This window comes from Mycobacterium sp. GA-2829, from assembly GCF_001499965.1.
In the GTDB taxonomy this organism is placed as follows: domain Bacteria; phylum Actinomycetota; class Actinomycetes; order Mycobacteriales; family Mycobacteriaceae; genus Mycobacterium.
Genome location: NZ_LQIT01000010.1, coordinates 22,018 through 41,823, shown reverse-complemented (window position 1 = coordinate 41,823; position 19,806 = coordinate 22,018). Strand labels below are relative to the sequence as shown.

Annotated in this window: 12 protein-coding genes; 8 read left to right on the top strand and 4 right to left on the bottom strand. The window is 70.4% G+C overall.

Going from position 1 to position 19,806, the window contains the following annotated elements:
• Positions 1 to 28: 28 nt before the first annotated feature.
• Positions 29 to 1,441, top strand: coding sequence for a PLP-dependent aminotransferase family protein (locus AU194_RS07405; protein WP_059088595.1), 1,413 nt, complete (start codon positions 29 to 31; stop codon positions 1,439 to 1,441).
• 40 nt (positions 1,442 to 1,481) lie between these two features.
• Positions 1,482 to 1,880 (top strand): GtrA family protein, encoded by a 399-nt coding sequence (locus tag AU194_RS07400; RefSeq protein ID WP_059088680.1) that lies wholly within the window; start codon positions 1,482 to 1,484, stop codon positions 1,878 to 1,880.
• Here the strand turns inward: AU194_RS07400 and AU194_RS07395 are convergent.
• From AU194_RS07395 to AU194_RS07385, 3 genes are all read right to left on the bottom strand, one after another.
• Positions 1,867 to 2,178: a type VII secretion target gene (locus AU194_RS07395; RefSeq protein WP_059088594.1), complete on the bottom strand. Its 312-nt coding sequence runs from the start codon at positions 2,176 to 2,178 to the stop codon at positions 1,867 to 1,869. The two genes, AU194_RS07400 and AU194_RS07395, sit on opposite strands and share 14 nt — an antisense overlap.
• The gene (locus tag AU194_RS07390) at positions 2,175 to 2,621 is read right to left on the bottom strand and encodes an LppA family lipoprotein (RefSeq protein WP_231743221.1); all 447 of its coding nucleotides are present in this window, start codon (positions 2,619 to 2,621) and stop codon (positions 2,175 to 2,177) included. Before AU194_RS07390 ends, AU194_RS07395 begins: the two co-directional genes overlap by 4 nt.
• An 89-nt stretch (positions 2,622 to 2,710) precedes the next feature.
• Complete coding sequence (locus tag AU194_RS07385; protein WP_059088592.1) at positions 2,711 to 4,534, bottom strand: alpha/beta hydrolase; 1,824 nt, start codon at positions 4,532 to 4,534, stop codon at positions 2,711 to 2,713.
• A 112-nt stretch (positions 4,535 to 4,646) separates the two neighbouring features.
• Here AU194_RS07385 and AU194_RS07380 point away from each other — a divergent pair, with 112 nt between their 5' ends.
• Genes AU194_RS07380 through AU194_RS07355 form a run of 6 tightly spaced genes read left to right on the top strand, consistent with a single transcriptional unit; the run spans position 4,647 to position 18,413 of the window.
• Positions 4,647 to 6,017: an FAD-binding oxidoreductase gene (locus AU194_RS07380; RefSeq protein ID WP_059088679.1), complete on the top strand. Its 1,371-nt coding sequence runs from the start codon at positions 4,647 to 4,649 to the stop codon at positions 6,015 to 6,017.
• Positions 6,018 to 6,788 (top strand): decaprenylphospho-beta-D-erythro-pentofuranosid-2-ulose 2-reductase, encoded by a 771-nt coding sequence (locus AU194_RS07375; RefSeq protein WP_059088591.1) that lies wholly within the window; start codon positions 6,018 to 6,020, stop codon positions 6,786 to 6,788.
• Positions 6,789 to 6,836: 48 nt separating this feature from the next.
• Positions 6,837 to 8,693, top strand: coding sequence for a galactan 5-O-arabinofuranosyltransferase (locus AU194_RS07370; RefSeq protein ID WP_059088678.1), 1,857 nt, complete (start codon positions 6,837 to 6,839; stop codon positions 8,691 to 8,693).
• Complete coding sequence (locus tag AU194_RS07365; protein ID WP_059088590.1) at positions 8,686 to 11,949, top strand: arabinosyltransferase domain-containing protein; 3,264 nt, start codon at positions 8,686 to 8,688, stop codon at positions 11,947 to 11,949. The genes AU194_RS07370 and AU194_RS07365 overlap by 8 nt, the downstream gene beginning before the upstream one ends.
• A gap of 24 nt (positions 11,950 to 11,973) precedes the next feature.
• Complete coding sequence (locus AU194_RS07360) at positions 11,974 to 15,231, top strand: arabinosyltransferase domain-containing protein (protein ID WP_059088589.1); 3,258 nt, start codon at positions 11,974 to 11,976, stop codon at positions 15,229 to 15,231.
• Complete coding sequence (locus tag AU194_RS07355; RefSeq protein ID WP_059088588.1) at positions 15,231 to 18,413, top strand: arabinosyltransferase domain-containing protein; 3,183 nt, start codon at positions 15,231 to 15,233, stop codon at positions 18,411 to 18,413. The genes AU194_RS07360 and AU194_RS07355 overlap by 1 nt, the downstream gene beginning before the upstream one ends.
• Before the next feature lie 75 nt (positions 18,414 to 18,488).
• On the opposite strand, the gene AU194_RS07350 is transcribed toward AU194_RS07355, so the two are convergent.
• Complete coding sequence (locus tag AU194_RS07350; protein WP_059088587.1) at positions 18,489 to 19,790, bottom strand: serine/threonine-protein kinase; 1,302 nt, start codon at positions 19,788 to 19,790, stop codon at positions 18,489 to 18,491.
• Positions 19,791 to 19,806: the final 16 nt, after the last annotated feature.

The window sequence follows — 19,806 nt, the reverse complement described above, 5'->3', positions numbered from 1 at the left end:
AAGCCCGTCGAGATGGTTCAATCTGACCATGACTTCGTGGGCCAATTCGGGTGCGCGGGACCTGCACCTCGACTTGCGCGCCGCGGTCCGCCCCGGCACCCGTGGCGTGCGCGAACTCCTGGTCACCGCTCTGCGCGACGCCGTCCGCTCCGGTCGGCTCACCCCCGGCACCGCCCTCCCCCCGTCGCGGACCCTGGCCACCGACCTCGGCGTCGCCCGCAACACCGTCGCCGAGGCCTACGCCGAACTCGTCGCCGAGGGCTGGCTCGCCTCCCGCCAGGGCGCGGGCACCTGGGTCCTCAACGCCGGCGGCCCACAGGCCCCGGTACGGCCCCGCGGCCTACGCTCGACCGCACGCCACAACCTCATGCCCGGCTCCCCCGACGTCTCCCAGTTCCCCCGCACCGCGTGGCTGGCGTCATCTCGCCGCGCACTCACCCAGGCGCCCAACGAGGCGCTGTGGATGGGCGATCCGCGCGGCCGCCCCGAACTCCGCATCGCCCTCGCCGACTACCTCGGCCGGGCCCGCGGCGTACGCACCTCCCCCGAGACCATCGTCATCTGCGCGGGCGTCCGGCACGGCGTCGAACTGCTCACCCGCGCCTTCGGCCCGCGGCGACCGATCGCCGTCGAGGCCTACGGCCTGTTCATCTTCCGCGACGCCATCCGCGCCCTGGGTTCGGACACCGTGCCCATCGGCTTCGACGAATTCGGCGCTGTCACTGCCGAACTCGACAACCACGACGCCCCCGCCGTCCTTCTCACCCCCGCCCACCACAACCCGCACGGCATGCCGCTGCACCCCACCCGACGCACCGCCGCGGTCGAATGGGCACAGCGGCGCAACGGCTACGTCCTCGAGGACGACTACGACGGCGAATTCCGCTACGACCGCCAACCCGTCGGCGCGATGCAGAGCCTCGACCCGGACCGCGTGGTCTACCTCGGGTCGGCCAGCAAGAGCCTCGCGCCGGCGTTGCGGCTCGGCTGGATGGCGCTGCCCGACGACCTCCTCGAACCCGTGCTCGCCGCGGCGGGCGGCAACCAGTTCTTCGTCGACGCCGTCGCGCAGCTGACCATGGCCGACTTCGTCGCCGGCGGCCACTACGACCGCCACATCCGCCGCATGCGCATGCGGTACCGCCGCCGACGGGACCGGCTCGTCGCCGCACTCACCCCGTACGACCTCGAGATCCGAGGCCTCGCAGCGGGTCTCAACGTGCTGCTGACCCTTCCCGACGGCACCGAACGCGAAGTGCTGCAGCGCGCAGGTGAGGCCGGGATCGCGCTGGCCGGTCTGTCGCTGATGCGCCACCCCGAGGCCGGACCCGACGTCGCCGATCCCGACGGCATCATCGTCGGATTCGGCGCCCCCGCCGAACACGCCTTCCCCGCCGCGCTCGACGCGCTGTGCGGCGTACTGGACGCGACGCTGCGCTGAAGCGGGCACCGCATAAGCTGCCGGGGTGGCCGAGCCCCCCATGTCACCCCAGCTGTCGCTGACCACGCAGGTGTGGCGGTTCCTCGTCACCGGCGGTCTGTCCGCGATCGTCGACTTCGGCCTCTACGTCCTGCTCTACCGCGTCCTCGGGCTGCAGCCCGACCTCGCGAAGACCCTCGGCTGGATCGCGGGCACCACGACGGCCTACCTGCTCAACCGGCGCTGGACTTTTCAGGCGCCGCCCAGCCGGTCCCGTCTGATCGCGGTGTGGGCGCTCTACATCACCACGTTCGTCATCCAGGTCGGCCTCAATCACCTGTTCCTGGAGGTCTTCGACTACTCGGCCGCCGGTGTGGTGTTCGCGTTCGTCATCGCCCAGGGCACCGCGACCGTCATCAACTTCATCGTCCAGCGCGCGGTGATCTTCAAGCTCGCTTGACCGACGAGTCCAGCGCCGAGGCCCCCGCCTGGTCCTGTTCGTCGTAGACGTCGGCCGCGGCGCGCAACGTGTCGCCGAGATCGGTGAGGTCGGCCCGCAGCCGCTGCACCTGGTCCTCCAGGATCCCGACGAACTTCGCGAAACCCGGCTTCCCCGCGGACTTCCACGCCGACTCCTGCCCGGCGATGCTGCCCGCCACCGCGTCGCGGCTCCTGGCCGCCTCCTCACCGAGGAGCGTCGCCTGATCCGCGGACAGCCGCACCTGCGCGGTGTCGACCTCCACCTTCGGCGTACTCACTGCGCACCTCCTGCAGGCCGCCGGCAGGCGATGGTGCCGGTGACGACCGTCGTCTTCTGGGAGCCGAACGTCAACGTCCGGCCGTCCTCGCTGTGGAACCGCACGTCGTGGTTGCCGCTGCCGTCCTGCATCGCCGAATCCCCGGTCAGACCGGCGTCCGCGGCCAGGCGCTGCACCGCCGGGAACACCAGCGCCCACTCAGCGTCGGTGAGCGCATGCGCGGATCCGAGGATCGGGAAGTACACCGCGACCCCCTTGCTCCCGGTCCTGTCCTGCGTGCACGGGGCCGTCGACTCGTCGCGGCTCCACTCCCACGGGACGGTCGCGGGCACCAGCGCGGCCACCTCGCGGCTGACCTGCTCGATGAGTCCGCGCATCTGCTGTTTGGTCTGCTCGACGTCGGGCAGGTCGGCGATATCGGCCACGGGTACGTCCTCGTTCACGATCGGAGAGTCATAGTCATCGGCACCACCGCCGGCGCACCCCGCCGCCAGCGTCGCCGCTACGACGCAGCACGCCACACGCATCAGTCTCACCGCAGCAACCTGTCCTTCCCGTCATCGGTGGGCACGTCGGCCAACCCGCCCGCGATGATCGCGAGGTTGTACCCGGTCGTACGCAGATTGCCATCACTGCCCGCCCGCGGATAGTCCGCATGCGAGGACGCCCCGTCACGGGGCAGGTTGTCGGTCGGCGACGTCGCCGCCGTCGACGACAACTGCTCCAACGGCAGGCTCGTCGGATTCGGGCCGAACTGGCCGAGATCGCCCGCCGACGGCAGCGGGATGCCGTTCCACGTCGGGTCGCCCGAGATCGGGTCGCCCGGGGCGGACATCACGTACCCGTGCCCGTCGGGCAGATACATGTCGACCTCGTCGCGGATCGGCACCGCGGCCTCGTACGGCACGTTGCCGTGCCACTCGGTCTGGGTCTGATCGGTGAACCCCAGACCGGGCGAACCGTACAAGGCGGCGTCGTCGACCACCCCGGTCTCGCCGAGCTCCTGCAGCGCCTGCGCGGTGGTCAACGAACCGTAGGAGTGCCCGAACGCGGACAAGTGCACGTCGGAGCCGTGTTCGTTGGTGGCGTTGATCCCGCGGTAGAAGTCCGCCAGGTCGGGTGCGGCCTGTTCGGCCCGGCTGTCGAAGCCGGCCTCGACGATCGAGATGTCCTTCTGCGGCGGCTCGTAGCCGAGCCACGCGACCGTCGCCACCTCCTGGTCGCCGTGGCCAGCCAGGGTGAGTTGCGTCTCCGTCTCCCGGCGCAGTGCGGTGGCCTCGTTGACCATGTCGGGCAGGCTCGACGGGTTGGTCCCGACGCCGGGGGTGGTGACGCTGACGTGCTCGGCGGTGTCGGGGTTGCCGACGGCGACCGCGGCCCGCGGTTCGCGCCCCTCGGGGAACTCCAGCAGCATGAGGTACCGGTTCGGGTCATAGCCCTTGGCCGGATCACCGTCGACCGACATGGCCCGCTGCATCGCGGTCGCATCCTCCAGCCGTGCCTTGCGCTCGCTGACCAGCCGGTTGTATCCCGCGTTGAGCTGCGCCCCGTTGAGCCCCGGATGGTCACGGCGGTACTGGTCCCGGCTCGGGATCGCGTCGAGCGCGCGCTGTGCGTCGGCGACCTCGCGGTCCAGCGCCGCCTTGTTGACCTCGCTGCGCACCGCCACCGGAACCCCGTCGCGGTTCCCGATCCAGTCCGGATGCTCGGCGACGACCTTGCGCTGCTCGTCGGCGCTCAGCGCGTTCCACCACGCGTTGACGTCCCGCGGGGTGGCCCCCTCACCCTCGGGCGGATACGGCGCCGACAGACCGGACTGGTCGCGGCCGACCTCCTGGGCCGACGGGACATCGGTGGCTCCGCGCGCGGTGACGTCGCCGTTCTCGATGTGCCCGAACACCTCGGCGCAGTCGGCGTCGACGTCCTCGGCCTGGTGGATCAGGGCCTGCGCCCGCGCCTCGAGGTCCGCGGCGACCGCTTGGAGTTCCTCCCGGATGTCCGGGGGTCCGCTGACCGTGACGTCGCCGTTGTCGGCGAGATGCAAGAAGCCGCCCTGTGCGGCGACGTCGGCCCGGATCGCGGCGAGTTCGCCCTGCAATTTCGTCACCGCGGCCGAGGTCTCCTCGGCGAGTTGGGCGACGGCGCCGATCACCGCGGCGTCGTCGAGCACCTTGCCCTTGGTCTCGCCGATCTTGCCGCGGGCCGCCTCGGCGGCCGGGGAGTCCCAGCCGGGCAGCCGCGAGATCAGATCCAAGTCGGCGGCGACGCCCTCGACGGTCTTGAGTTCATCACCGAGTTCGAACGCGATGGACTGCAGCGCGCCCACATTCCACGAATCGATGTCACTCAGCAGCATTCCCGCCCCCGCCTGGCATTGATCGCCAACGCTACCGCGACCCCGGGAGGGGCCGGTGCACGAGTTTCGCGGCGTCACGGGGCCGCGCGGGCGAGGCGGTACCCTCGTCACGATGTCCGAGACCACGACCCGGCGGCTCACCGGTTGGGCCCGCACCGCGCCCACCGTTGCCGACGTGCTGTCGACCCCCGACCCCGAGGTGATCGCCAAGGCGGTCGCCCGCGTCGCCGACGACCCGCAGCGCGGCGTCATCGCCCGCGGGCTGGGCCGCTCCTACGGTGACAACGCCCAGAACGGCGGCGGCCTGGTCATCGACATGACCGCGCTCAACCGCATCCACAGCATCGACGTGGACAGCGCGCTCGTCGACGTCGACGCCGGTGTCAGCCTGGACCAGCTGATGAAGGCAGCACTGCCGGTCGGGCTGTGGGTGCCGGTGCTGCCGGGCACCCGTCAGGTCACCGTCGGCGGCGCGATCGCCTGCGACATCCACGGCAAGAACCACCACAGCGCGGGCAGCTTCGGCAACCACGTCCGCTCGCTGGACCTGCTCACCGCCGACGGCACCGTGCGCACCCTCAAACCGCGCGGTAAGGAAGCCGACCTGTTCTGGGCGACCATCGGCGGCAACGGGCTGACCGGGATCATCCTGCGCGCGACGATCGCGATGACCCCGACCGAGACCGCATACTTCATCGCCGACGGCGACGTCACCGCCGACCTCGACGAGACCATCGCGATCCACAGTGACGGCAGCGAGGCCAACTACACCTACTCGAGCGCCTGGTTCGACGCGATCAGCGCACCGCCGAAACTCGGCCGCGCCGCGATCTCCCGTGGCTCGCTGGCCACACTGGACCAGCTGCCCAAGAAGCTGCGCCGCAACCCACTGAAATTCGATGCGCCGCAACTCCTCACGCTTCCCGACGTGTTCCCCAACGGACTGGCCAACAAGTGGACGTTCGGGCCGATCGGCGAGCTGTGGTACCGCAAATCGGGTAATTACCGCGGCAAGATCCAGAACCTGACGCAGTTCTACCACCCGCTCGACATGTTCGGTGAGTGGAACCGCGCCTACGGCAACAACGGATTCCTGCAGTACCAGTTCGTCGTGCCGACCGAGGCGGTCGACGAGTTCAAGGCGATCCTCGTCGACATCCAGCGGTCCGGGCACTACTCGTTCCTCAACGTGTTCAAACTCTTCGGCCCGGGAAACAAAGCGCCACTGAGCTTTCCGATCCCCGGCTGGAACGTGTGCGTCGACTTCCCGATCAAACCCGGGCTCGGTGAGTTCGTCACCGGACTCGACCACCGGGTGCTGCAGTTCGGCGGCAGGCTCTACACCGCCAAGGATTCGCGCACCACCGCCGAAACCTTCCACGCCATGTACCCGCGCATCGACGAGTGGATCGCCGTGCGCCGCCGCGTCGACCCCGACGGGGTGTTCGCCTCGGACATGGCCCGACGTTTGGAGCTCCTGTAAATGGTGCTGGACGCCGTGGGTAACCCCCAGACCATCCTGCTGCTCGGCGGTACGTCGGAGATCGGACTCGCGATCTGCGAACGCTATCTGCGCAACGCGCCCGCCCGCATCGTGCTCGCCGCGCTGCCCAATGATCCGGGCCGCGACGCCGCGGTGGCTCAGATGCGCACCGCGGGTGCGAAATCCGTCGAGGTCATCGACTTCGACGCGGTCGACACCGCGAGCCACCCCGATGTGATCGACAAGGCGTCGGCAGGTGGGTCCCGCGACATCGACGTGGCCATCGTCGCGTTCGGTCTGCTCGGCGACGCCGAGGAGCTGTGGCAGAACCAGCGCAAGGCCGTGCAGATCGCCGAGATCAACTACACCGCAGCGGTTTCGGTGGGCGTGCTGCTCGGCGAGCAGATGCGCACCCAGGGCTTCGGCCAGATCATCGCGATGAGCTCCGCGGCCGGTGAGCGGGTCCGGCGGTCCAACTTCGTCTACGGGTCCACCAAGGCCGGACTCGACGGGTTCTACCTCGGCCTCGGAGAAGCGCTGCGCGAGTACGGCGTTCGCGTGCTCGTCATCCGCCCGGGTCAGGTGCGGACCCGGATGAGCGCCCACGTCAAAGAGGCGCCGCTGACCGTCGACAAGGAGTACGTCGCCGAACTCGCGGTCTCCGCATCGGCCAAGGGCAAGGAACTGGTCTGGGCGCCCGGCGCCTTCCGCTACGTGATGATGGTGCTGCGCCACATCCCGCGGCCCATCTTCCGCAAACTGCCCATCTGACCGGTGGGAGCCAACGCGCTGGCCGCGCCGATCCGCGTTGCGGGCCAGATGGTGGTGGCGGCGCTCATCGCCGCCGTCGTCGCGGTCGTGTCTCTGGTGGCGATCGCGCGGGTCGAGTGGCCGGCGTACAACTCGTCGAACCAACTGCACGCGCTCACCACCGTCGGCCAGTTCGGTTGTCTGGCGGGCCTTCTCGCCGCGGGTTGGGTGCACCGACGGGGTAGGCGGCTGTTGGCGCACGCCGCGTCGACGGTCTTCCTGGCCGCGTTCGCGGTCGTCACGCTGGCGATGCCGCTGGGCGCCACCAAGCTGTACCTGTTCGGCATCTCGGTCGATCAGCAGTTCCGCACCGAGTACCTGACGCGCTTCGCCGACACCGCCGCGCTGCACGACATGACCTACTACGGGCTGCCGCCGTTCTATCCGCCGGGCTGGTTCTGGCTCGGCGGCAGGCTCGCCGCACTGACCGGCACCCCGGCGTGGGAGATGTTCAAACCCTGGTCGATCATCTCGATCGCCGTCGCCGTCGTCCTCGCGTTCGTGCTGTGGACGGCGCTGATCCGGTTCCGCTACGCGCTGATCGTCACCACCGCCACCACCGCGGTGATGCTCGCCTACTCGCCCGCCGAACCGTACGCCGCGATCATCGCGGTGCTGCTGCCGCCGGTGTTCGTGCTGGCGTGGTCGGGACTGCGGGCCGGCGCGCGCAAGGGTGGCTGGGCCGCGATCGTCGGGGTCGGGCTGTTCCTCGGGGTGGCCGCACTCTTCTACACCCTGCTGCTCGCGTACGCGGCGTTCACGCTGGTGCTGATGGCGCTCACGGTCGCCGTCGCCCGCCGCCGGGTCGAACCGCTGCTGCGACTGCTCGTCATCGCGGTGATCGCCGGGGCGATCGCGCTGATCGGGTGGGCGCCGTACCTGCTCGCCGCGCTGCGCGGCACCCCCGCCGAGACCGGCACCGCCCAGCACTACCTGCCGCCGGACGGTTCACAGCTGTCGTTCCCGATGCTGAGTTTCACGCTGCTCGGCGCGCTGTGCCTGGTCGGCACCATCTGGCTGGTGGTGCGCGCGAACAACTCGACGCGGGCTTCCGATGAGCGCTTGCGCGAAGAGCAGATAGCTCCCGCGCTGGCGATCGCGGTGCTCGCCGTCTACGCCTGGGCGCTGCTGTCGATGCTCACCACGCTGGCGGGCACCACGTTGCTGTCGTTCCGGCTGCAGCCGACGCTGGTGGTGCTGCTCTCGGCCGCCGGGGTGTTCGGATTCGTCGAGGCGGCCCGCGGCCTCGCCGACAGCTTCTCCAGCCGGCGGCTGCTGGTGGCCGCGGGCGCGATCGGTGCGATCGGCGCGCTGACGTTCAGCCAGGACATCCCCGACACGCTGCGCCCCGACATCGCCGTCGCCTACACCGACACCGACGGCTACGGTCAGCGCGCCGACCGGCGGCCACCGGGTTCGGAACGCTACTACCGCGAGGTCGACGCGAAGATCCTCGAGACCACCGGGCGCCCCCGCAACGAGACGATCGTGCTGACCGCCGACTACAGCTTCCTGTCGTACTACCCGTACTACGGGTTCCAGGGGCTGACCTCGCACTACGCCAACCCGCTCGCCCAGTTCGACGACCGCGCCGCGGCCATCGAGAGCTGGGCCACCCTCGGCGACGCCGACCAGTTCGTCGCAGCGCTCGACGAACTGCCGTGGGATCCGCCGACGGTGTTCCTCATGCGCCGGGGGTCGGAGGACTCCTACACCCTGCGGCTGGCCTCCGACGTCTACCCCAACCACCCGAACGTGCGGCGCTACCAGGTGAAGCTCGACGCCGCCCTGTTCGACGACCCGCGCTTCGAGGTCTCCGACATCGGGCCGTTCGTGCTGGCCATCAGGCAACCGGTCGATGGCTGACGCTCAGCCGGGGCCGTTAACATCTAGGCCCGTGAACTCGCAGGCCGCGCCCGGGAGCAACCACCGGACAGCGCGCCTCATCGCCATCGTCGCCGGCCTGCTCGGTGCGGCCATGGCGCTGGCCACCCCGCTGCTGCCGGTCGAGCAGACCACCGTCGAGCTGAACTGGCCGCAGGACGGTGTGCTGCGCAGCGTCGACGCGCCGCTGATCGGATACGTCGCCACCGACCTCACCATCACCGTGCCGTGCCAGGCCGCCGCCGGACTGGCGGGCCCGGCCAACGCGGGCCGCACGGTCCTGCTGTCGACGGTGCCCAAACAGGCGCCCAAGGCCGTCGACCGCGGTCTGCTCATCGAACGGGTCAACAACGACCTGCTCGTCATCGTCCGCAACACCCCGGTGGTGTCAGCGCCGCTGTCGGAAGTGCTCAGCCCGCAGTGCGAGCGGTTGGTGTTCACCGCCCACGCCGACAAGGTGACCGGCGAATTCGTCGGGCTCACCGAGGGCCCCGACGACGTCGACCCGGGTGAAGAGCCCGGCGGCCCGCTGCGTGGGGAACGCGGTGGCTACGACTTCCGCCCGCAGATCGTCGGCGTCTTCACCGACCTGTCCGGCCCCGCACCGCCCGGCCTGGAGTTCTCGGCCACCGTCGACTCGCGCTACAGCAGCAGCCCCACCCTGCTCAAACTCCTGGTGATGATCGTCGGTGTCGCGCTGACGGTCGTCGCGCTCGGTGCGCTGCACGTCCTCGACACCGACGACGGCATGCGGCACCGCCGGTTCCTGCCGTCGCGCTGGTGGTCGCTGACACCGCTCGACGGTGTCGTGGCCGCGGTGCTGGTGTGGTGGCATTTCGTCGGCGCCAACACCGCCGACGACGGCTACATCCTGACCATGGCCCGGGTATCCGAACACGCCGGCTACATGGCCAACTACTACCGCTGGTTCGGCACCCCCGAGGCCCCGTTCGGCTGGTACTACGACCTGCTCGCGCTGTGGTCGCACGTCAGCACCGCCAGCGTGTGGATGCGGTTGCCGACGCTGTTGATGGCGCTGGCCTGCTGGTGGGTGATCAGCCGGGAGGTGATCCCGCGCCTGGGGGCCGCGGTGAAGGCCAGCCGGGCGGCGGCGTGGACCGCGGCGGGCATGTTCCTGGCGTTCTGGCTGCCGCTGAACAACGGGCTGCGGCCCGAGCCGATCATCGCGCTGGGCATCCTGCTGACCTGGTGCTCGGTGGAGCGCGGCGTGGCGACCAGCAGGCTGCTGCCCGTCGCGATCGCGATCATCATCGGCGCGCTCACCCTGTTCTCCGGGCCCACCGGCATCGCGGCCGTCGGCGCACTGCTGGTCGCCGTCGGACCGCTGAAGACCATCGTCGCCCGGCACACCTCGCGCTTCGGCTATCTCGCGCTGCTGGCGCCGATCCTCGCGGCGGGCACCGTCACCGCGATCCTGATCTTCCGCGACCAGACCCTGGTCGGCGAGATGCAGGCCAGCAGCTTCAAGAGCGCCGTCGGACCGAGCCTGGCCTGGTTCGACGAGCACATCCGCTACTCGCGACTGTTCACCACCAGCCCCGACGGTTCGGTGGCGCGGCGCTTCGCGGTGCTGACCCTGCTGCTCGCGCTGGCGGTGTCGGTGGCGATGACGCTGCGCAAGGGCCGCATCCCCGGTACCGCCGCCGGACCGAGCCGCCGCATCATCGGCATCACGATCATCTCGTTCCTGGCGATGATGTTCACCCCCACCAAGTGGACCCACCACTTCGGGGTGTTCGCCGGCCTGGCCGGATCGCTCGGTGCGCTGGCCGCCGTCGCCGTCGCCGCGGTGGCGATGCGGTCGCGCCGCAACCGTACGATCTTCGCCGCCGCCGTGCTGTTCGTCGCCGCGCTGTCGTTCGCGACGGTCAACGGCTGGTGGTACGTCTCGAACTTCGGTGTCCCGTGGTCGAACTCGTTCCCCGAGTACCGGTTCGGCTTCACCACCGTCCTACTCGGGCTGTCGGTGCTCGCACTGTTGGTCGCGGCGTGGTTCCACTTCTCCGGTCGTGACACCTCCCCCGACGACGGCCGCTGGCGCCGGCTCGTGCAGTCCCCGCTGGCGATCGCCGCCTGGGTGGTGGTGCTGTTCGAGGTCGCCTCGCTGACGCTGGCGATGGTCGGGCAGTACCCGGCGTGGACGGTCGGCCGCTCCAACCTCGAGGCGCTGACCGGTAGGACGTGCGCGCTGGCCAACGACGTGATGGTCGAACAGGACCCCAACGACGGGTTCCTCGCCCCCATCGGGGTGCCCGTCGGCGCCGCGCTCGGCGCCGCCACCGCACAGGGTTTCAGCCCCAACGGCATCCCGTCGGACGTGTCGGCCGACACCGTCACCGACCAGACGCAGGCAACGAACTTCGCCGACACCGAAGGCGACGACGAGACCGGCGGCGAAGCGGGCACCGAGGGCGGCACCACCGCCCGCGCCGGTGTCAACGGCTCCCGCGCCCGGCTGCCGTTCAACCTCGACCCGGCCCGCGTCCCGGTGCTCGGCAGCTGGCGCAACGGCGCCCAGTCGCCGGCGAACCTGCGCTCGGCGTGGTACCGGCTGCCCGCACCCGATACCCGCGGACCGCTGCTCGTCGTGTCGGCCGCGGGCCGCTTCGACACCGGCGACGTGCGGGTCCAGTGGGCCACCGACGCAGGCGGCGACGATCCGGAGCCGGGCGGCAGCGTCGGACTCGCCGACGTCGGGGCCTCCCCGGCATGGCGCAACCTGCGGGTGCCGATGTCGGCCATCCCCGACGACGCCACCCGCATCCGGCTGGTCGCCACCGACGACGACCTGAGCCCGGACCAGTGGACCGCGCTGACCCCGCCCCGGATCCCGGAGCTGCGCACGCTGCAGGACGTTGTCGGCTCGCAGGATCCGGTGCTGCTCGACTGGCTGGTCGGCCTGGCGTTCCCCTGCCAGCGGCCGTTCGACCACCACAACGGCGTCATCGAGGTGCCGAAGTGGCGGATCATGCCCGACCGCTTCGGTGCGGAGGCCAACTCGCCGGTGATGGACTACCTCGGCGGCGGACCGTTGGGCATCACCGAACTGCTGCTGCGCCCGACCACCCTGTCGACCTACCTGAAGGACGACTGGTCGCGCGACTGGGGTGCGCTGCAGCAGCTCACGCCCTACTACCGCGACGCGGTTCCGGCCCGTCTCGATCTCGGTTCCACAACGCGTAGCGGCCTCTGGAGCCCGGCGCCGCTGCGTCATTAGGTCCGTCGCCTACCATCGACGCTCGTGCCCGCACACCGTCTCGTCCGCCTGATCGCCGTCTTCGCGGGTCTTGCGGGCGTCGTGCTGTGCGCGTTGGCCCCGCTGCTGCCGGTCAGGCAGTCCACCGCGACGATCCTGTGGCCGCAGGCGCCGGCTGAGGACGGCTTCGTCGGTGACCTGACCGCCCCGCTGGTGTCCGGCGCCCCGCAGTCGCTCGACGTGACCATCCCCTGCGCGGCGATGGCCACCCTGCCCGCCGACGGCGGCCTGGTGTTCTCCACCATCCCGCCCGGCGGCATCGCCGCGAGCCGCAACGGACTGTTCGTCCGCGCCAACGCCGACGACATCGTCGTCGCGTTCCGCGATTCGGTCGCCGCCGTCGCACCGCGCAGCGCGATGGCCGCGGGCGGCTGCAGCGAGCTGCGGATCTGGGCCAACGTCGGCGCCGTCGGCGCGGACTTCGTCGGCATCCCCGGCGCCGCGGGCACGCTGCCGCTCGACAAACGCCCACAGGTCGCCGGGGTGTTCACCGACCTCGAGGTGGCCCCGCAACCGGGTCTGAGCGCCCGCATCGACGTCGACACCCGGTTCATCACCAGCCCGACGCTGCTCAAGCTGGCGGTGATGACGCTGGGTGTGCTGTGCGTGATCGGCTCGATCATCGCGCTGGCGCTGCTGGACCGCCGCGCCGGCCGCGGGATCCCGCGCACCTGGCGGCGGTGGTGGCGCGTCGGGCTGTCGACGTGGCTGGCCGACATCGGCGTGGTCGGCACCCTGCTGATCTGGCACGTGGTCGGGGCGCAGTCCTCCGACGACGGCTACAACCTGACGATCGCACGGGTCTCCGACGAGGCCGGCTACACCGCCAACTACTTCCGCTATTTCGGCGCCACCGAGGCCCCGTTCGACTGGTACCAGAGCGTGCTCGCACACCTGGCGTCGATCAGCACGGCCGGCGTGTGGATGCGGCAGCCCGCCACCGCCGCCGCGATCGCCACCTGGTTGATCGTCAGCCGCTGTGTGGTGCCGCGGCTGGGCAGGCGACTGGCCGCCAATCGCGTCGCGGTGTGGACCGCCGGTGCGGTGTTCCTGGCGGCCTGGCTGCCGTTCAACAACGGGTTGCGCCCCGAACCGCTGATCGCGTTCGCGGTGATCGCGGTGTGGATGCTCGTCGAGCGCACGATCGGCACCCGGCGGCTGTGGCCGGCCGCGGTGGCACTCGTCATCGCGATGTTCTCGGTGACGCTGGCGCCGCAGGGTCTGGTCGCACTCGCCCCGCTGCTCGTGGGCGCGCGGTCGATCGTGCGGATCGTGAAGGCCCGCCGGGTCACCGACGGACTGCTGTCGGCGGTCGCGCCGCTGGCGGCCGCGGTGTCGCTGGTGTTCGTGCTGGTGTTCCGGGATCAGACGCTGGCCACCGTCGCCGAATCGGTGCGCATCAAATACGTCGTCGGCCCGACCCTGCCCTGGTACCAGGAGTTCCTGCGGTACTACTTCCTCACCGTCGAGGACAGCGTCGACGGTTCGCTGACCCGCCGCTTCTCGGTGCTGATCCTGCTGCTGTGCCTGTTCGGCCTGATCGTGCTGCTACTGCGCCGGGGCGGGCTGCCCGGCACCTTCAGCGGCCCGGTGTGGCGGCTGGCCGGGACCACCGCCGTCGGGCTGATGCTGTTGACCGTCACGCCGACGAAGTGGGCGATCCAGTTCGGGGTGTTCGCCGGGCTGGCCGGTGCGCTCGGCGGGGTCACCGCGTTCGCGTTCGCCCGCGTCGGCGTGAACAGCCGCCGCAACCTGGCGCTGTACGTGACCGCACTGCTGTTCGTGCTGGCCTGGGCGACCTCGGGGATCAACGGCTGGTTCTACACCGCCAACTACGGGGTGCCGTGGTTCGACAAACAGCCGGTCATCATCGGCTACCCGGTCACCACGATCTTCCTGGTCCTCGCCATCGCCGGCGGCATCCTCGCGGCGTGGCTGCACTTCCGCATCGACTACGCCGGGCACACCGAGGTCGCCGACACCGGCCGCAACCGTGCGCTGGCGTCGACCCCGCTGCTGGTGGTCGCGGTCATCATGGTGGTGCTCGAACTCGGCTCGATGGTCAAGGCCACCGCCGGCCGCTACCCCGTCTACACGATCGGCGCGGCGAACCTGTCGGCGCTGGGGTTGACAGGATCCTCGGGGAACAGCTGCGCGATGGCCGACGACGTGCTGGTCGAGGCAGACACCAATGCCGGGATGCTGCAACCGGTTCCGGGTCAACGCTTCGGCGAGTACGGCCCGCTCGGCGGGGAGGACCCCGTCGGCTTCACCCCCAACGGGGTCAGCGACACCCTCGAACCCGCCGAACCCGTGGCCGCCAACCCCGGCACCGTGAACTCCGACGGGCCGGTCGACAAACCGAACATCGGCGTCGGTTACGCGGCGGGCACCGGCGGCGGCTACGGCCCCGAAGGCGTCAACGGCTCCCGGGTGTTCCTGCCGTTCGGGCTCGACCCCGACCGCACGCCGGTGATGGGCAGTTACGACGAGAACACCGTCGCCGCCCAGGCCACCTCGGCGTGGTACCAGCTGCCGCCCCGCACACCCGACCGGCCGCTGGTGACCGTCGCCGCCGCGGGCGCGATCTGGTACTACGAGGAGGACGGCTCGTTCAACTACGGGCAGTCGCTGAAGCTGCAGTGGGGTGTGCACCGGCCCGACGGCTCCTACCAGGCGCTCGACGAGGTGCAGCCGATCGACATCTTCCAGCAGAAGGCGTGGCGCAACCTGCGTTTCCCGCTGGCGTGGGCGCCGCCGGAGGCCAACGTCGCGCGCATCGTCGCCGACGATCCGAACCTGTCCGAAGACCAGTGGTTCGCGTTCACCCCGCCGCGGGTTCCGGTGCTGCAGACCGCTTCGGAGTTCCTCGGCTCGCAGACCCCGGTGCTGATGGACATCGCCACCGCCGCGAACTTCCCCTGCCAGCGGCCGTTCTCCGAACACCTCGGCGTCGCCGAACTGCCGGAGTACCGGATCCTGCCGAACTTCAAGCAGGTGGTCGCGTCATCGAACCAGTGGCAGTCCGCCGAGGACGGCGGCCCGTTCCTGTTCATCCAGGCGCTGCTGCGCACCGCGACCATCCCGACCTATCTGAGCGGCGACTGGTACCGGGACTGGGGCTCGATCGAGCGCTACATCCGCGTCGTGCCGCGTGACGAAGCGCCCGAGGCCGTCATCGAGGAAGGATCGAAACGAGTGTTCGGCTGGAGCCGCGGCGGACCGATCAGGGCACTCCCCTGATGAGCAAGGACGTGAAGATCGCGCGGTGGGTGGCGACGATCGCCGGCCTGCTCGGGTTCGTCATGGCGGTGGCGACGCCGCTGCTGCCGGTCACCCAGACCACTGCGACGCTGAACTGGCCCCAGCAGGGGCGTTTCGACAACCTCACCGCGCCGCTGCTCTCGCAGGCGCCGGTGGAACTGACCGCCTCGATCCCGTGTGCGGTCGTCCGCGGCATGCCCGCCGACGGCGGTCTGGTGCTGGGCACCGCACCGGCGGAGGGGCGCGACGCCGCACTCAACGCGATGCTGGTCAACGTCACCCGCACCCGCGTCGACGTGATCGTGCGCAACGTGGTGGTCGCCTCCGTCAACCGGGCCCGGGTGACCGGACCCGGCTGTGAACGCATCGACATCACCTCGACGCAGGACGGCACGTACGCCGACTTCGTCGGTCTCACTCAGATCTCGGGCGAAGACGCCGGCCAACCGCAGCGCACCGGCTACGCCGATCCGAACCTGCGGCCCGCGATCGTCGGGGTCTTCACCGACCTCACCGGCCCGGCCCCGCCGGGGATGACGTTCACCGCGACCATCGACACCCGCTTCACCACCGAGCCGACCGCGCTCAAACTCACCGCGATCCTGCTCGCGGTCATCTCCACGGTCATCGCCCTGCTGGCGCTGTGGCGGCTGGACCGCCTAGACGGCAGGCGTATGCACCGCGTGATCCCCACGCGCTGGCGGACTTTCACGCTGGTCGACGGCGTCGTCATCGCCGCGTTCGCGCTCTGGTACGTCATCGGCGCCAATTCGTCGGACGACGGATACATCCTCGGCATGGCGCGCGTCGCCGACCACGCCGGCTACATGTCGAACTACTTCCGCTGGTTCGGCAGCCCCGAGGATCCGTTCGGCTGGTACTACAACGTGCTGGCGCTGATGACGCACGTGAGCACCGCGGGCATCTGGATGCGGCTGCCGGACATGATCTGCGCATTGATCTGCTGGCTGCTGCTGTCCCGAGAGGTGTTGCCGCGCTTGGGGCCCGCCGTCTCGGGCAGCCGGGCGGCGATGTGGGCGGCCGGGCTGGTGCTGCTCGCGGCGTGGATGCCGTTCAACAACGGTCTGCGCCCCGAAGGGCAGATCGCCACCGGCGCGCTGATCACCTACGTGCTGATCGAGCGGGCCGTCACCTCGGGCCGGCTGACCCCGGCGGCGCTGGCCATCACCACCGCCGCGTTCACCCTCGGCATCCAGCCGACGGGTCTGATCGCGGTGGCCGCGCTGGTCGCCGGTGGCCGCCCCATCCTGCGGATCCTCATGCGCCGTCGCGCGCTGGTCGGCACGCTGCCCCTGTTGGCCCCGCTGCTCGCCGCGGGCACCGTGATCCTGGCCGTGGTGTTCGCCGACCAGACGCTGTCGACGGTGTTGGAGGCCACCAGGATCCGCACCGCGATCGGCCCGAGCCAGGAGTGGTACACCGAGAACCTGCGGTACTACTACCTGATCCTGCCGACCACCGACGGGGCGATCGCGCGGCGGGTGGCGTTCCTGTTCACCGCGCTGTGCCTGTTCCCGTCGCTGTTCATCATGTTGCGGCGCAAACGCGTCCCCGGTGTGGCGCGCGGTCCGGCCTGGCGGCTGATGGGCGTCATCTTCGCGACGATCTTCTTCCTGATGTTCACCCCCACCAAGTGGATCCACCACTTCGGGCTGTTCGCGGCGGTGGGTGGTGCGATGGCCGCGCTCGCGACGGTGCTGGTGTCGCCGGTGGTGGTGCGGTCGGCGCGCAACCGGATGGCGTTCCTGGCCGCGTTGTTGTTCGTGCTCGCACTGTGTTTCGCGTCCACCAACGGGTGGTGGTACGTGTCGAACTTCGGGGTGCCGTTCAACACCGCGGTGCCGAAACTCGGTGGCGTGACGGTCAGCGCGGTGTTCTTCGCACTGTTCGTACTCGCCGCGGCGTGGGCGTTCTGGCTGCATGTGTCGCCCGGTCGGGATTCGCGCCTGGTCGAAAGGCTCACGGCCGCACCGATACCCATCGCCGCCGGGTTCATGGTGCTCTTCATGGTGGCCTCGATGGCCGTCGGCGTGGTGCGTCAGTACCCGACCTACTCCAACGGCTGGGCCAACATCCGCGCATTCGCGGGCGGCTGCGGCCTGGCCGACGACGTGCTCGTCGAACCCGACTCCAATGCCGGCTTCCTGCAACCACTTCCGGGCGATTACGGATCGCTCGGACCGCTCGGCGGCACGCGTCCGATCGGCTTCTCCCCCAACGGGGTTCCCGATCGGATCATCGCCGAGGCGATCCGGCTGAACAATCCGCAGCCGGGCACCGACTACGACTGGAACCAGCCGGAGACGCTGTCGCGGCCCGGGGTGAACGGCTCCACGGTGCCGCTGCCCTACGGCCTCGACCCGGCGAGTGTGCCTGTCGCGGGCACGTATTCGACCGACGTGCAGCAGGAGGCCCGGCTGGCCTCGGCGTGGTACGACCTACCGGCCGCCGACGACGCGCACCCGCTGCTCGTCATCACCGCGGCGGGGACGATTGCGGGCCGCAGTGTGGCCGAGGGCAACACCTCCGGGCAGACCGTGGCTTTGGAGTATGCGCGCCGCGGACCCGACGGCGCGCTGGTGCCCGGTGGCCGCGTCGAGCCCTACGACATCGGGCCCACCCCGTCCTGGCGCAACCTGCGCTACCCGCGTGAGCAGATCCCCGGCGACGCCGTGGCCGTACGCGTCATCGCCGAGGACCTCAACCTCGGCCAGGGCGACTGGATCGCGGTGACGCCGCCGCGGCTGCCCGAGGTGCGGTCGGTGCAGGAGTACGTCGGGTCCGAGCAGCCGGTGCTGATGGACTGGGCCGTCGGGATGGCGTTCCCGTGCCAGCAGCCGATGCTGCACGCCAACGGTGTCGCCGAGGTGCCGAAGTTCCGGATCTCCCCCGACTACTACGCCAAGCTGCAGAGCACCGACACGTGGCAGGACGGTCTCAACGGCGGTCTGCTGGGCATCACGGACCTGCTGCTGCGGGCGTCGGTGATGTCGACGTACCTGTCGAACGACTGGGGTCAGGACTGGGGTTCGCTGCGGCGCTTCGACACCATCGTCGACGCGCAGCCGGCCGAGATCGAGCTGGGCACCGAGACGCACAGCGGGCTGTGGAAGCCCGGTGAGATCCGCATCCAGCCGTAGGGGTTTCGCCGAGTTCTACGTGAGGGTCGTGGTCTGACGCCGGGAACGACCCTGGTGTAGAACTCGGCGCGAGGCTTAGCCGTTCGTGGCGTTGTGGCGGTCGATGTCGGCGTCGCAGTCGGCCTCGGACTTGTCGGTCTGTTCCATGCAGACCCGCACGTTCGCCTCGTCGGGGTTCATCCCCGCCGGGACCGACGGGCTGTCGAACTCGCCCTGATATTTCGACCAGATGGTCTCGTTGGTGTCGGTGAGCCGAGCGCAGTAGGCGGGGCTGCCGGTCGGGGTCACCCCGGCGGCGCCCATCGTCGCGCAGTCCGCACCCACCACGACCACCGGCAGCGCCGGATCGGCCGAGGACGTGTGGTCGCGGTGCCCGAACCACACCACCCCGCCCACCGCGAGGCCGACGACCGCCACCCCCGCAGCGGCGAAAGCGGCCAGCCGCGGCCACCGCCGCGGCGTCACCGGTTTGGCGTGGCGCCCCACCGCGGGTGGCACGGCTTTGGCCGAGGACACCGTCTCCATCGAGGCGTCGTCGGCTCCGATGCGGTGTTCGAGGGCGCGGGCGAAATCGATGCACCGGTCGAACCGCTTGTCCGGCGACTTCGCCAGCGCGCGGCCGAACACCGGACCCAGGCTCGACAGCTCCGGCCGGACCGCGCCGATCGCGGGCGGCTCCGACGTCAGGTGCGCGCTGATCACCACGGCCGGGTTGGTGTGCGTGAAAGGCGGTGTGCCGGTGAGCAACTGGTAGGCGGTGGCGGCCAGCGCGTACTGGTCGGCGCGGCCGTCGATGCGGTCGCCGCGCAATTGTTCGGGTGCGGCGTAGGCGACGGTGCCGACGGTCATGTTCGTCCCGGTCAACCCGCTGGCGTCGCCGTCGTGGCGGGCGATGCCGAAGTCGGCGAGCATGGCCCGCTCATCGGGTTTCCCGGGATTGGCGATGAGGATGTTCGCGGGTTTGACGTCGCGGTGGTAGAGCCCGCGTTCGTGGGCGTGGTCGAGCGCCGAGGCGACCGCGGTGATGATGCGGACGACCACGTCGGGCGGCATCCCGTTCGGGTACTTCTCGGCGAGCAGCCGTGCGGCGTCGGTGCCCTGTACGAAGTCCATCGAGATCCACAGCAGCCCGCCGAAGTCGCCGCGGTCGTGCACCGACACGATGTGCGGATGCCACAGTGTGGCCGCGATGTCGGCCTCGCGCTGGAAGCGCTGGCGGTACTCGTCGTCGGCGGACACCGCGGCGGTGAGCACCTTGAGCGCGTCCTGACGCGGCAGCCGCGGGTGCTGGGCCAGGTAGACCTCGCCCATACCGCCGTGTCCGAGGGACCGCAGGATCGTGTATCCGGCGACATCCTCGCCTTCCGCAAGCGGCATGGGCGAATCCTATGTG

Bases quoted from the DNA above. Each gene is read 5' to 3' on its own strand.
- AU194_RS07405 (WP_059088595.1), top strand. From the start codon at position 29: ATGACTTCGTGGGCCAATTCGGGTGCGCGGGACCTGCACCTCGACTTG.
- AU194_RS07400 (WP_059088680.1), top strand. From the start codon at position 1,482: ATGTCACCCCAGCTGTCGCTGACCACGCAGGTGTGGCGGTTCCTCGTC.
- AU194_RS07385 (WP_059088592.1), bottom strand. From the start codon at position 4,534: ATGCTGCTGAGTGACATCGATTCGTGGAATGTGGGCGCGCTGCAGTCC.
- AU194_RS07380 (WP_059088679.1), top strand. From the start codon at position 4,647: ATGTCCGAGACCACGACCCGGCGGCTCACCGGTTGGGCCCGCACCGCG.
- AU194_RS07375 (WP_059088591.1), top strand. From the start codon at position 6,018: ATGGTGCTGGACGCCGTGGGTAACCCCCAGACCATCCTGCTGCTCGGC.
- AU194_RS07370 (WP_059088678.1), top strand. From the start codon at position 6,837: ATGGTGGTGGCGGCGCTCATCGCCGCCGTCGTCGCGGTCGTGTCTCTG.
- AU194_RS07365 (WP_059088590.1), top strand. From the start codon at position 8,686: ATGGCTGACGCTCAGCCGGGGCCGTTAACATCTAGGCCCGTGAACTCG.
- AU194_RS07355 (WP_059088588.1), top strand. From the start codon at position 15,231: ATGAGCAAGGACGTGAAGATCGCGCGGTGGGTGGCGACGATCGCCGGC.
- AU194_RS07350 (WP_059088587.1), bottom strand. From the start codon at position 19,790: ATGCCGCTTGCGGAAGGCGAGGATGTCGCCGGATACACGATCCTGCGG.